Source organism: Paraburkholderia sp. MM5384-R2, assembly GCF_014201025.1.
Taxonomy (GTDB): Bacteria; Pseudomonadota; Gammaproteobacteria; order Burkholderiales; family Burkholderiaceae; genus Paraburkholderia; species Paraburkholderia tuberum.
The window spans coordinates 22,989-35,334 of record NZ_JACHDI010000013.1; the positions used below are offsets into that span (position 1 = coordinate 22,989).

The window sequence follows — 12,346 nt, forward strand, 5'->3', positions numbered from 1 at the left end:
GACGTCCGCCTCAGCCTTCGATTCGTCCGCGCGTCACGCCGAGCAATGACGCCATCGCCGCGTACGCCGCGGCGGCATCGCGGGCGCGGATCGCGTCGAACACCGCCGTGTGCTCGGCGAGCGACGCGTTGAACACATCGGCGCGTTTCGCATTGAGCCGCAATTGTGCCTCGAGCGTGCGCTCGATCAGCGCGCCAAGCGGGATCAGCAGCTCGTTGCTGCACGCGGTGAGCACGCACAGGTGGAACTGCAGATCCGCGCGCACCCATTCGTCGACGTTGCGCGCCGCCACCATCGCGGTATGCGCGGCCGCAAGCGCACCCAACGTGTCGTCGGTGTGCGCGGCGGCCGCGAGCCCGGCGGCATAAGGCTCGATCATCTCGCGCATTTCCTGCAGCTTGAGCGCGAACGCCATCGGCTCGGCGACGCGTGAATACCAGTCGAGCAGATCGGCATCGAGTAGATTCCACGCGGACTTGACCCGCACGCGCGTACCCACGCGCGGCCGCGATTCGATCAGCCCTTTCGACGTCAACGTGCGCAGCGCCTCGCGCAGCACCGTGCGGCTCACGCCGAACATCTCCATTAACTCGGCTTCGCGAGGCAGGATCGACTCCGGCGCATAGTCGCCGCGCAGAATCGCGGTCGCCAGCAGTTGGGCGACTCGCCCGTGCAGATCGTGCGTAATGGTTTTCTCCTCGCGGTTGATGATCCCGTCGCGCAACGCGCGCGGTAAGTCTGCCAGATCTCGCCACTATGTGGCAAATAATACTATTAATAGTATTTTAGTGCAGTTTTGTTGTAGCATGGAATTCCCCGAAATTTTGCATGCCCGCAGACCTGCTTTGCATGGGTTCGGAGCAAGCGCCAAAGCGCCAGCTTCGATCGACACCGGAGACACACACCATGAAAATCACCAAGCTCGAAACCTTCATCGTCCCGCCGCGCTGGTGCTTCCTCAAGATCGAGACCGACGAGGGCATCGTCGGTTGGGGCGAGCCGGTGGTGGAAGGCCGCGCGCATACGGTCGCCGCGGCCGTCGAGGAACTGTCCGATTATCTGATCGGCAAGGACCCGCTGATGATCGAGGATCACTGGCAGGTGATGTACCGCGCGGGCTTCTATCGCGGCGGCCCGATCACGATGAGCGCGATCGCCGGCGTCGATCAGGCGCTGTGGGACATCAAGGGCAAGCATCACGGCGTACCGGTGCATGCGCTGCTCGGCGGCCAGGTGCGCGACAAAATCAAGGTGTACTCGTGGATCGGCGGCGACCGTCCGAGCGATGTCGCGAACAACGCACGCGCGGTGGTCGAGCGCGGCTTCAAGGCCGTCAAGATGAACGGCTCGGAAGAGCTGCAGATCATCGACACCTTCGACAAGGTGCAAGGCGTGATCAACAACGTCGCGGCGGTGCGCGAGGCGGTCGGGCCGAACATCGGCATCGGCGTGGACTTCCACGGCCGCGTGCATAAGCCGATGGCGAAGGTGCTCGCCAAGGAACTCGACCCGTACAAGCTGCTGTTCATCGAAGAGCCGGTGCTATCGGAAAACGCCGAGGCGCTGCGCGACATCGTCAATCAGACCAACACGCCGATCGCGCTCGGCGAGCGTCTCTATTCGCGCTGGGACTTCAAGCACATCCTGTCGGGCGGCTACGTCGACATCATCCAGCCGGACGCGTCGCACGCGGGCGGCATCACCGAGTGCCGCAAGATCGCCGCGATGGCGGAAGCCTACGACGTCGCGCTCGCGCTGCATTGCCCGCTCGGCCCGATCGCGCTCGCAACCTGTCTGCAGATCGACGCGGTCAGCTATAACGCGTTCATCCAGGAACAGAGCCTCGGCATCCACTACAACCAGGGCAATGACCTGCTCGACTACATCAAGAATCCGCAAGTCTTCAAGTACGAAGACGGCTTCGTGTCGATTCCGCAGGGCCCCGGACTCGGCATCGAGGTCAACGAAGAGAAAGTGCGCGAGATGGCGAAGGTCGGTCACCGCTGGCGCAATCCGGTGTGGCGTCACGCGGACGGCAGCGTCGCCGAATGGTGATCTGAACACCTGAGCGAAGCAGGCGGAACGCCGCCGGCGGGCCACGTGACGCGCGGGCCGTCGCAGTAACGTAACTCCCGGACCAGCCGGCTCGAACCGGCGTTCGAGCGCTGCCGCCCCGACCTGCATCACTCCCCGCCGAGCCGTATCCCGCCTGGCTTTCGCGACGTTTGTTCGGTATCGGACATACGTATGGCCTGCTCCTTGCTGAAATGCATGCCAACAACGCATGCAGCGAGGAGCACCATGGGCGAATTCCTTCCTGACTATCTGATCCGCGAACAGGCGGCGGTCGGCGCGCTGGTTGCGTTCGGCGTGCTGCGCATCATCGGCGCGATGCTCGCGCACGAGCGCGGATGGAACATCTCGGTAGTCGGGAAATGCTTTATCGCCGCGGCGGTGCTGTACTGCCTGCCGCAGGTCTTCGATCTGCTCACGCAGATGGTCGGCTCGCACGCGGCCGGCGCCGAACTCGAAGGCAAGGCCGCGGGCTGCGCGATCGCGTTGTTCTGCGCGCCGATTCTCGGTCATCGCCTCGGCTTCGAGTAAGCGGGCTTCGCAGTGCGGCGCTTTTTTACGCGGCGCGCATCCGCGGGTGCTGTCGTAGAACTGACGCACGATGGACGCGCGCGGCCGTCGCGCATCCATCGCCGATTGGTCAATCGCCTATGCCGCACCGCGGGTTCAACCGAGCGCAGCGAACGCCGGCACGGTGTGTGACAACGCGGCCGCGACGACGAACACGCCGATCATCACGAGCGCTTCAAGATACATCACGTTGACGAAGGTGTGCGCATCCATCGTCGATGCGGTGCGACGCAGGCGTGGCAGCGCCGATGTGCGGTTCAGCGCGCCGAGCACCAGCGCGAGCGCGACCAGCACGAGCTTCAACGTCAGCACATGACCCCACGTGCTCGCCTGAATCGCTTCGAACGAACTGCCCGAGTCGCGCACCGCATTGAAGACGCCCGACAGCAACACCAACGCGACCGCGACGATCGACACGTTCGACACCTGGATCGCCGTGCGGATCAGCATGCCCCGCGCGGTGGATGCCCCGAGCGCCGGCAGCACCGCCAGGCCGGCGGCCATCGCGAGTCCGCCCCATACGCTCGTTGCGAGCACGTGCAGCGTCTGCATGCCGATCGCGGCCGACACCACGCCGGCATCGGCCGCATGACCGAGCGACGCCTTACCCGCCGCGATCGCGAGCACCGCGAGCCACAGCAGCGTATTGCGCAGCATGCCCGTGCCATGGCTCAGCGCGGTGCCGAGCAGCACCAGCGCGCCGCCGAACGCGACGCTCCAGCCATAGCCGACATGCGTTTGCGTCAGCACCGTCGGCACCACGCCGAACGCCGCGGACAACCCGACACCGCTCATCGACGCCGCCTGATACAGGAGCCAGCCGAAATCCGCGAGCACCAGCACGATGGTGGCCGCGAGCATCGAGCGTTGCGCGCGCATCCAGCCGGGACGCGCCGGTGAAGTGCCCTGGAGCCCGTCCCTCGCGAGCCATGCGCCGAGTAGCGCCGAGCCGACGGCGAAGCCGAACGAGAGATTCATGAGCGTGGCCATTGCGACCTGCCCGATCCACAGTCCGTCGAAGTTCATTTGACGTTGAACGCGAAGTCGCCATGGGTACGATGGCCGTCGGTGGCCACCGCGATCCAGTGCACCGCATAGCGGCCGCTCGTCAACTGAGGCAGCGCCAGGTGCATCACGCGGGCGTCCGCGCTATCGACCGTCGACGCGCCCGGCGTCGCGGGCTTGCCGCTTGCATCGGCGAGTGTGATCTTGCTGAATGCGGGCTCGAGCGGCTCGGTGAAATGGATCGTCAGGTCGGCAGGCGCGACGACGTCGGCGTTCGCGGCCGGCACGCTCGAGATCAGATGCGCATGCGCGAACGCGGTGGACGACATGGCCAGCGCCACCGCGCCGGACATCAACGCTTGCAGCGTCGACGAGGAGAAATCGAATAGCTTCATGTAAGGCCGATAGCGGATGAGAACGAACGGAACATAGGCGGGCCGGCGAGGCGCATCGTCTGCACGACGGCCGGCGAGCCCGGAAGTGTACGCTTCGATGGCGCGCGCGGGGATCGGTTCAACCTGGCTTGATCGAATGCGTCACGCGGCATCACGTTTGCGGCGGCGACGCCGTGATTATTTTTGAGGCAAAGACGTCGGCCACGAGCCGTGACGCAACCAAAGTCCGAAACCGGCATAACGCGACACACTGTCGCATGGCGGTCACACCTGGAACCGTCGCTAATGCGGCAAATAGTCACGATTACCCTTCGATGATAGAATGCTGCGTCGCCGCAGCGACGGCTGTCCTTCACACCGAGCCGCCCGAAGTTCGGTCAGGTCCCCGATTCTGATGGAGTTACGCGTGTCTTCAAGACGCCTCTTCCGCCCGTTGCTCGCCCTTCTGTTGATCGGCACCGCGGGTGTCTATAGCGCAGCGAAAGCGCAGACTCAACCGAAGGCCCCCGACACGATGGAAGCGCGCGTGCAAGGCTGCACGGCCTGCCACGGCTCGCATGGGCAAGGTACCGACAACGACTACTTCCCACGCCTCGCGGGCAAGCCGGCGGGATATCTGTTCAATCAGTTGCAGAACTTCCGTGAAGGGCGCCGCAGGTACCCGCCGATGAACTACCTCGTCACGTATCTCTCCGACGACTACCTGCATCAGATCGCCACCTTCTTCTCGCAACAACGCCCGCCGTATCCGACGCCGGCCAAGCCGACGGCCTCGGCCGCCACGCTCGCGCGCGGTGAGCAGATCGTGCTGCACGGTGATGCGAACAAGCAGGTGCCCGCTTGCGCGGCCTGCCACGGCAAGGCGCTGACCGGTATGGAACCGGCGATCCCGGGTCTCGTCGGCCTGCACGCCGACTACATCAGCGCACAGCTCGGTTCATGGCGCTCGGGCACGCGTCGCGCGATCGCGCCGGACTGCATGCACACCATCGCCACGCGCCTCAGCGACGAAGACGTGAACGCCGTCGCGGCCTGGCTTTCCACGCAGAAGGCTCCGCAAAACCCCGTGCCGGCTCCGGCCCGCTCCTTGAAGACTCCGCTTGCCTGCGGCAGCGAACCGCAATAAGGCGCCGGGAGAGACATTCAAATGAAACACAAGTCTTTGTTCGCCCTCTCGGCAGTCGTCGTGGTCGCGGCTGCCGCACTCGTTCCCGTCCTCTGGTCGGGCGGCGACAATCTGCATAGCAGCGGCGCAGCCGTGGCGGCAACGCCCGCGGACCAGGCCGACCTGATCAAGAAGGGCGAGTACCTCGCCCGCGCCGGCGACTGTATCGCCTGCCACACGGTGCGCGGCGGCCAGCCGTTCGCGGGCGGCCTGCCGATGGCCACACCGTTCGGCACGATGTTCACGCCGAACATCACGCCGGACGACCAGTACGGCATCGGCAAGTGGACCCAGGACGACTTCTATCGCGCGATGCACACCGGCCGCTCGAAAGATGGCAGCCTGCTTTATCCGGGCTTCCCGTTCACGAGCTACACGAAGGTCACGCGCGCCGACTCCGACGCGATCTACGCATATCTGCGCTCGGTCACGCCGGTCAACGTACCGAGCCGTCCGCACGAACTGAAATTCCCGTTCAACCAGCGCAACATGCTGATCGGCTGGCGCACGCTGTTCTTCCGTGAAGGCGAGTTCAAGCCGGATCCGACCAAGTCGGTCGAATGGAACCGCGGTGCGTATCTGGTCGAAGGCCTTGGTCACTGCGGCATGTGCCACACGTCGATCAATGCGATGGGCGCCCCGGTCAACTCGGCCGCGTTCGCGGGCGGCCTGATTCCGCTGCAGAACTGGTATGCGCCGTCGCTGACGTCGAACCGCGAAGCCGGCCTCGGCGACTGGGACCTCAAGGACATCGCCGACCTGCTCAAGACCGGCGTGTCGAGCCGCGGCGCGGTGTTCGGTCCGATGGCCGAAGTGGTTCACAACAGCCTGCAGTATCTGTCGGCCGAAGACATCAACGCGATGGCGACGTACCTGAAGACGATTCCGCAGAAGAGCGAAGCACCGGAACCGCTGCAGCTCGAAACCTCGGAAAAATTCGGCGGCGAACTGCTGAAGCAAGGTCAGAAGATCTACGCTGACAACTGCGCGAAGTGCCACGAGGCTAACGGTCTCGGCCGGCCGCCGGCGTTCCCGCCGCTCGCGAACAACCAGTCGATCCAGATGCCGTCGGCGGTCAACCCGATCCGCATGGTGCTGAACGGTGGTTATCCGCCGAGCACGGAAGGGAACCCGCATCCGTATGGCATGCCGCCGTTCGCGCAGGCTCTGTCGAATCAGGAAGTGGCAGCGGTCGTGACGTACATCCGTATGTCCTGGGGCAACCACGGCACGGCCGTGTCGCCGCAGCAGGTGGCCGATCTGCGTTCGGCGCCGCTCGACTAAGCAGGGTTCGACGCACCCCGGGCGCGGCCTGCGAAATTCGCGGCCGCGCCCTTCGTTTTTTCAGGACCGGTATCATGTGGGCCTGTTTGTGTTGGTGGTCGCCCTCGCGGGACCGTGCAGGAGGAAAGAGTTGTGCCCTTCGGTGAGCGTTTGAACAGCATCACCCATCTCGTCGGCGCCGTGCTGTCGGTGGTGGGGCTGGCGGCGCTCGTCACGATGGGCGCGCTCGCCGGCGACGCGTACAAGGTCGTCAGCTTCGCCGTATATGGTGCGATGCTGTTCGTGCTGTACGCGATCTCGACGCTGTATCACAGCGTCAGCCATCCGCGTCTGAAGGCGATTCTGCAGAAATGCGATCATTCGGCGATCTACCTGCTGATCGCCGGCAGCTACACGCCGTTCACGCTCGTCACGTTGCGTGGACCGTGGGGCTGGTCGTTATTCGGCGTGAGCTGGGGGCTCGCTGCCCTCGGCATCGTGCAGGAACTCACGCTCGGGCGACGCACCCGCAGCGTGTCGATGGTGCTGTATGTATTGATGGGATGGCTCGCGCTCGTAGCCGTCCACCCGCTGGTGCAGGCGTTGCCGGCCGCGGGGACCGCGTGGCTCGTGGCCGGCGGCGTCATCTATAGCGTCGGCATCTATTTCTTCATCAACGACGAGCGCATCCGCCACGGACATGGTATCTGGCACCTGTTCGTCCTGGCGGGCAGTCTGTGTCAATTCGTCAGTGTCGCGCGCTATGTCGCGTGACATTCCACGGCGACGAATTGCAACTTAAGGCCAGTCGACGTGTCTGCATAGCGCGTTGAAACATTCGGCACATCTGTGAGCGTGCCGCCGATTTCTCCGTGAACGGAACCGGGCCGCGGCCTCGAACACGCCATGCGGGCGTGTCGATGCCGCGCTGGTTTTTCCGCGTTGGGGCCCTTTGGGCCCAGCGGGGCCGTTCGCGACACTGCATTGCAAAGAGCTTTTATGTCTTTTGATTCCCTCGGCTTGTCCGAACCGCTGGTCCGCGCTGTCAATGAACTCGGCTACACCAGCCCGACTCCGATCCAGACTCAGGCGATCCCGGCCGTGCTCAACGGCGGCGATCTGCTCGCCGGCGCGCAAACCGGCACCGGCAAGACCGCCGGCTTCACGCTGCCGATCCTGCAGCGCCTGAATTCGATGCCGCCGGCCGCCGGCGGCAAGCGCGTGGTGCGCGCGCTGATCCTCACGCCGACGCGCGAACTCGCCGCGCAGGTCGAAGAAAGTGTGCGCGCCTACGGCAAGTATCTGAAGCTGAAGTCGACCGTGATGTTCGGCGGCGTCGGCATCAATCCGCAGATCGATGCGCTCAGGCGCGGTATCGATATCGTCGTCGCGACGCCGGGCCGTCTGCTCGATCACATGCAGCAGAAGACCATCGACCTGTCGCATCTCGAGATCCTCGTGCTCGACGAAGCGGACCGCATGCTCGACATGGGCTTCATCCACGACATCAAGCGCGTGCTCGCGAAGCTGCCGCCGAAGCGCCAGAACCTGCTGTTCTCGGCGACCTTCTCCGACGAGATCAAGACACTCGCCGATAGCCTGCTCGACTCGCCGGCGCTGATCGAAGTCGCGCGCCGCAACACGACGGCCGAAACGGTCGCGCAGAAGATTCACCCGGTCGATCGCGACCGCAAGCGCGAGTTGCTCACGCATCTGATCCGTCAGCACAGCTGGTTCCAGGTGCTCGTGTTCACGCGCACCAAGCACGGCGCGAATCGCCTCGCCGAGCAGCTGACGAAGGACGGCATCAGCGCGCTCGCGATTCACGGCAACAAGAGCCAGTCGGCACGCACGCGCGCGCTCGCCGAGTTCAAGGACGGTACGCTGCAGGTGCTGGTGGCGACCGACATCGCCGCACGCGGCATCGATATCGATCAGTTGCCGCACGTGGTCAACTTCGATCTGCCGAACGTGCCGGAAGACTACGTGCACCGCATCGGCCGCACGGGTCGCGCGGGTGCGACCGGCGAGGCGGTGTCGCTCGTGTGCGTCGATGAACTGCAGTTGCTGAAGGACATCGAGAAGCTGATCAAGCGTCCGGTCCCGCAGGAAGTGATCGCCGGTTTCGAGCCGGACCCGACCGCGAAGCCGGAGCCGATCCTGCGACGCGGGCAGGGCGGCGGGGGGCGCTCGCCGCGCCAGGGACAAGGTGCGGTGCGTCGTGACGGCGGTGCTGGTGGTGGCGCACCGGCCAAGCCGGCTCAAGGCTCCGGTCAGCGTTCGGGACAAGGCACGGGTCAGCGTGCGTCGAACGCTCAGCCCACGCCGCGGCCACAAGGTGCGAAGCCGGCCGGCAATGGCAATCAGCCGCGTCGCGATACGCAGCGTCACGACGATCGGCCGCGTACCGCCGCGCATGATGGCGCTCCCGCGCACCATGCGCCGCGCAAACCGCAGGGCAATCGTTCGCACAACGGCAATCCGGGCGCGTTGCTCGGCGGCGGCGCGAAGCGCAACGATGCGCCGCGTGGTGCGCAACCGTCGCGCAACGGCGCCCGTGGCCGTTAAGCGTCGCGCGGCCTAAAGGCTGCCCGCGCATCAGCCGTTAGCGCTTCCCTGCTCGAAGACTAACGGCTGCTCGCGGCGGCAGCCTGCTTCAAATGCTCGACCTGCCGTTCCCATCGCTCGAACACCACACTCCCCTCTCCTTGCAATTCGAACGTGATGCCGCCCGTGAGGCGCGCATAACGGACGCTTTGCGCTTCCGCTGTGTCGATCGAGCCGAGCAGATAGACGAGGCCGCTGTCGTCGCCAGCAACACCGGGCAGCGGCGCGACACGCAACTGCACCTGATAGAACGCCGCATCGCAGACGAAGCTCAGCGCCGCGCGCCCGTTTTGCGCGATCGCGCGCGTCGCGCGCGCCTGCGGCCATAGCGCGATGCACAGCGTGCGCGAGTCGGGCGCATAGAGTTCGCCGACGCTCAGCAGAGATGTGCGCACGTGGCCGTTCGCGTCGACGCTCAGTAGCGACGCGGTGAAGCCCAGCTTGTCCGCAAGCGACGAACCGTCGAACAACGCGCGCACGTTGGCCGGCCATTCGTCGAACACGATCTGTTCGAGCGGACGCGCGGACGTAGATGCGGAGGAGGAAGCGCTCATGCCATCGATCCAGTCGAAGTAGTCGGTAAAGCTCCATCATGCCTCGGAAAAACCAAAGCCCGCATGAGCGGGCTCCGGTTCGCTTCGTCAGGTCGTTGCAGCTGCATTCAGCCGAGGTCTCGCGCAACGTTCGATTGCTCAGCGAAAGAATACGTGCTGCGTGATCTTCGCGAGCGGATAATGCACGCCCGGCTGAATGCGCGCCGGCAGATCGAGCGGCTTGAGCAGCATCTTCACGCACATGTCGGCGGACAGATTACGGCGCACCAGCTTGTTGATGCGCGCCGCGCGCTCGCGGTTATACGCGGAGTCGTGCACGCGCTCCGGATAGCGAATCGCGAACACGTGCCGCAACGCGATCTCCGAATCTTCGTTCTTGATTTCCATCACGCGACGCATCAACGCGCCGAGCACCGCGAGCCTACCGTTGCCCTCGATCCGGTTGTACTTCTTGAAGTACCTGAAAAAGTGCTTGTAGTGACGGACCTCGTCGGTGCGGATGTTGTCGGTGATCTGCTTGAGGACCGCTTCGTCCGAGCACTCGTTGATCGCGCGATACAGCGTCGCGGTACCCGTTTCGACTACGCAACGCGCGACCATCTCCAGCGCGCGGGTCTTTTCGAAATCCTCGATCGAGCACGTGAGCGAATACTCGCCCATGAAATTGCGGAACGCGGTGTCCCAGTCAAACTCGGGCCATACATACGCGATATAGGTCTTCAGCGCCCGGCCGTGCTGCATTTCCTCGGGCTCCCACTCGTGGTTGAGCCAGGCCGAGACCTCGGGGTCGTCGTTGAAAAACGTACTCAGATTGCTGGTGTAGAGATCGGTGCCGCTTTCGATGAACGAAGCCGCGCACAACAACAGCAGCAGGTCCTCGTTGGCCGCGGCCTTCTGACGGTCAATGCGCGTCAGATCGATGTCTTCGATCCGCCAGGGCATGACATGGTTCAGCTCTGTGTGCATCGTGTCTTGCTCCCATGCTGTACCGACCCGTGGAGTTCTTCGCAACTGCCACCGCGCTCGCCGTGATGTTTCTGCGTGTCGGATACAACGCCGTGAATTAGAGTTGGGCCCTTGTACTCTGCATCTTAGCCGGAGATATCCGACCATGCAGATCACACAGCACAGACCATGCCGCATCGACGCAGTTCCGATTTCAAGATAGTCGAAATCTTCCAACGTGTTAAAACATGTGCGCAAGGCAAAAAAAGCCAGCCCAAAAGGCTGGCTTTTCGGACAGACATCAGACCCGTCGGGGTTGGGGACACGGGCGGGCGCCCTAGGCGGGCCCCCTTGGGCGGCCCCCTTGGGCGGGCCCCTCTTCCTCAGGCAGGTTGGACGTCGCCCGGGATGGGACGCACGCGACGCATGCGCAGCGCGACGATGATCAGCGATACGCCCGAAAGCACCGTCGCGAGCAGGACGTAATAACTTGGCGCGAGTTTGTCGCCGGTCAAATGAATGAAGGTTTCGACGATGGTCGGCGCGAAACCGCCGAAGATCGTCACACCGATGCTGTAACCGATTGAAAGGCCAGTCGAGCGCACCTCGGTCGGGAAGATCTCCGACATCAGCGCGGGCATCGGCCCCGAGTACGAGGCCTTGAAAATACCGGCGACGCCTTGCAGCACGAGCAGCCAGCCAATCGTCGGATGTGTCTGCAGCCATGCGAACATCGGATAGATCAGCAGGCCCATCAGGATCGACGTGCTCAGCATGATGCGAATTCGGCCGATGCGATCGGACAGCGCGCCCATGATCGGCGAGAAGATGAACTGCATGCCGCCGTTCAGCACGACCACGCCGAACGACGCGGCCGCCGCCATATGCAGCTGCTTGACCGCGTAAAGCGGCATGTAGAGCTGCAGCACGTACACGCCGACCGTCGACTGCGCAACCATGCCGATCGCGAGCAGCAGGTTGACCCACTGATTCGAGAACGACGCGTCCTTCGTTCCGCTGACGACCTTGTGCTCGCCGGCCGCCTCGCGAGCCGCGCGTTCTTCACGCAATGCGAGGAATTCGGGCGTCTCGTCGAGATGCGAGCGGATGTAGTAGCCGACCGGCCCGACCAGCAGACCGAACACGAACGGCACACGCCAGCCCCAGCTGTTCAGATGCTCGGCCGGCAGCCACGCGGTCAGCAGCGAACCGAAGGCCGCCGCGGTGATCGCCGCGAGACCCTGGCTCGCGAACTGCCAGCTCGCGTAGTAGCCGCGCCGGGTCGCGCTGTGCTCGACCATGAACGCGGTCGCGCTGCCGAACTCGCCGCCGACCGCGAAGCCCTGCACGAGCCGCGCCAGCAGCACCAGCAGCGGCGCCGCAAGACCGATCGTCGAAAACGGCGGCATCACGGCCATCGTGAAAGTACCGACCATCATCAGCGCGATCGCGAGCGTGAGCGCCGCCTTGCGGCCCTTGCGGTCGCCGTACACGCCGAGCACGATCGCGCCGAGCGGGCGCATCAGGAACGAGAGGCCGAAAGTGGCGATCGCGAGCAGCGTCGACAGCCACTCGTCCTGCATCGGGAAGAACTGTTTCGCGATGATCGTCGCGAAGTAGCCGTAGACCAGGAAGTCGAACCACTCGAGCGCGTTACCGATCGACGACGAGAAAACGATCCGCCGCACCATCGCTTTCGAAAGCGGCGCGGCGTGGGGGAAAGCGGTCGTCGAGTACGACGCGGGGGTGTTCATGATGGTCTCCTGCCT

At 64.5% G+C, this 12,346-nt stretch carries 12 protein-coding genes; 6 read left to right on the forward strand and 6 right to left on the reverse strand.

Features of this window, described 5'->3' with window-relative positions; genetic code table 11:
- Nucleotides 1–10 precede the first annotated feature (10 nt).
- Nucleotides 11–724, reverse strand: a complete 714-nt coding sequence (locus tag HDG37_RS20585) for a FadR/GntR family transcriptional regulator (protein WP_184022974.1) — start codon at nt 722–724, stop codon at nt 11–13.
- Between the two features lie 182 nt (nt 725–906).
- Here HDG37_RS20585 and dgoD point away from each other — a divergent pair, with 182 nt between their 5' ends.
- Complete coding sequence (gene dgoD / locus HDG37_RS20590) at nt 907–2,055, forward strand: galactonate dehydratase (protein WP_184050832.1); 1,149 nt, start codon at nt 907–909, stop codon at nt 2,053–2,055.
- Nucleotides 2,056–2,301: 246 nt separating this feature from the next.
- Nucleotides 2,302–2,604: a hypothetical protein gene (locus tag HDG37_RS20595; RefSeq protein WP_184050834.1), complete on the forward strand. Its 303-nt coding sequence runs from the start codon at nt 2,302–2,304 to the stop codon at nt 2,602–2,604.
- Nucleotides 2,605–2,739: 135 nt separating this feature from the next.
- Here the strand turns inward: HDG37_RS20595 and HDG37_RS20600 are convergent, their stop codons facing one another.
- Nucleotides 2,740–3,669 (reverse strand): CopD family protein, encoded by a 930-nt coding sequence (locus HDG37_RS20600; RefSeq protein WP_184050836.1) that lies wholly within the window; start codon nt 3,667–3,669, stop codon nt 2,740–2,742.
- Nucleotides 3,666–4,043, reverse strand: coding sequence for a copper homeostasis periplasmic binding protein CopC (copC, locus tag HDG37_RS20605; protein WP_184050838.1), 378 nt, complete (start codon nt 4,041–4,043; stop codon nt 3,666–3,668). Before copC ends, HDG37_RS20600 begins: the two co-directional genes overlap by 4 nt.
- Before the next feature lie 394 nt (nt 4,044–4,437).
- On the opposite strand from copC, the gene HDG37_RS20610 reads away from it, so the two are divergent.
- The 4 genes from HDG37_RS20610 to HDG37_RS20625 all read left to right on the forward strand — a co-directional run bounded on the left by HDG37_RS20610 (nt 4,438) and on the right by HDG37_RS20625 (nt 9,039).
- The gene (locus tag HDG37_RS20610) at nt 4,438–5,169 is read left to right on the forward strand and encodes a c-type cytochrome (RefSeq protein ID WP_184050840.1); all 732 of its coding nucleotides are present in this window, start codon (nt 4,438–4,440) and stop codon (nt 5,167–5,169) included.
- Nucleotides 5,170–5,190: 21 nt separating this feature from the next.
- A complete protein-coding gene (locus tag HDG37_RS20615; RefSeq protein WP_184050842.1) occupies nt 5,191–6,492 on the forward strand; it encodes a cytochrome c in 1,302 nt (433 codons plus the stop codon).
- 132 nt (nt 6,493–6,624) lie between these two features.
- A complete protein-coding gene (gene trhA / locus HDG37_RS20620) occupies nt 6,625–7,245 on the forward strand; it encodes a PAQR family membrane homeostasis protein TrhA (protein ID WP_035471054.1) in 621 nt (206 codons plus the stop codon).
- A gap of 225 nt (nt 7,246–7,470) precedes the next feature.
- Nucleotides 7,471–9,039 carry a DEAD/DEAH box helicase gene (locus HDG37_RS20625; RefSeq protein WP_184050844.1) on the forward strand — a complete coding sequence of 523 codons (1,569 nt, stop codon included), beginning with the start codon at nt 7,471–7,473 and terminating at the stop codon, nt 9,037–9,039.
- Between the two features lie 59 nt (nt 9,040–9,098).
- Here HDG37_RS20625 and HDG37_RS20630 read toward each other — a convergent pair whose 3' ends face one another.
- The 3 genes from HDG37_RS20630 to HDG37_RS20640 all read right to left on the reverse strand — a co-directional run bounded on the left by HDG37_RS20630 (nt 9,099) and on the right by HDG37_RS20640 (nt 12,331).
- Complete coding sequence (locus tag HDG37_RS20630) at nt 9,099–9,632, reverse strand: hypothetical protein (RefSeq protein ID WP_184050845.1); 534 nt, start codon at nt 9,630–9,632, stop codon at nt 9,099–9,101.
- Nucleotides 9,633–9,770: 138 nt separating this feature from the next.
- Nucleotides 9,771–10,598 carry a ferritin-like domain-containing protein gene (locus HDG37_RS20635; RefSeq protein WP_184050847.1) on the reverse strand — a complete coding sequence of 276 codons (828 nt, stop codon included), beginning with the start codon at nt 10,596–10,598 and terminating at the stop codon, nt 9,771–9,773.
- 362 nt (nt 10,599–10,960) lie between these two features.
- Nucleotides 10,961–12,331 (reverse strand): MFS transporter, encoded by a 1,371-nt coding sequence (locus HDG37_RS20640; protein WP_184050849.1) that lies wholly within the window; start codon nt 12,329–12,331, stop codon nt 10,961–10,963.
- Between the last annotated feature and the right edge of the window lie 15 nt (nt 12,332–12,346).

Bases quoted from the DNA above. Each gene is read 5' to 3' on its own strand.
- HDG37_RS20600 (WP_184050836.1), bottom strand. From the start codon at position 3,669: ATGAACTTCGACGGACTGTGGATCGGGCAGGTCGCAATGGCCACGCTC.
- dgoD (WP_184050832.1), top strand. From the start codon at position 907: ATGAAAATCACCAAGCTCGAAACCTTCATCGTCCCGCCGCGCTGGTGC.
- HDG37_RS20615 (WP_184050842.1), top strand. From the start codon at position 5,191: ATGAAACACAAGTCTTTGTTCGCCCTCTCGGCAGTCGTCGTGGTCGCG.
- HDG37_RS20595 (WP_184050834.1), top strand. From the start codon at position 2,302: ATGGGCGAATTCCTTCCTGACTATCTGATCCGCGAACAGGCGGCGGTC.
- HDG37_RS20630 (WP_184050845.1), bottom strand. From the start codon at position 9,632: ATGAGCGCTTCCTCCTCCGCATCTACGTCCGCGCGTCCGCTCGAACAG.
- HDG37_RS20640 (WP_184050849.1), bottom strand. From the start codon at position 12,331: ATGAACACCCCCGCGTCGTACTCGACGACCGCTTTCCCCCACGCCGCG.
- HDG37_RS20625 (WP_184050844.1), top strand. From the start codon at position 7,471: ATGTCTTTTGATTCCCTCGGCTTGTCCGAACCGCTGGTCCGCGCTGTC.
- HDG37_RS20610 (WP_184050840.1), top strand. From the start codon at position 4,438: ATGGAGTTACGCGTGTCTTCAAGACGCCTCTTCCGCCCGTTGCTCGCC.
- HDG37_RS20635 (WP_184050847.1), bottom strand. From the start codon at position 10,598: ATGCACACAGAGCTGAACCATGTCATGCCCTGGCGGATCGAAGACATC.
- copC (WP_184050838.1), bottom strand. From the start codon at position 4,043: ATGAAGCTATTCGATTTCTCCTCGTCGACGCTGCAAGCGTTGATGTCC.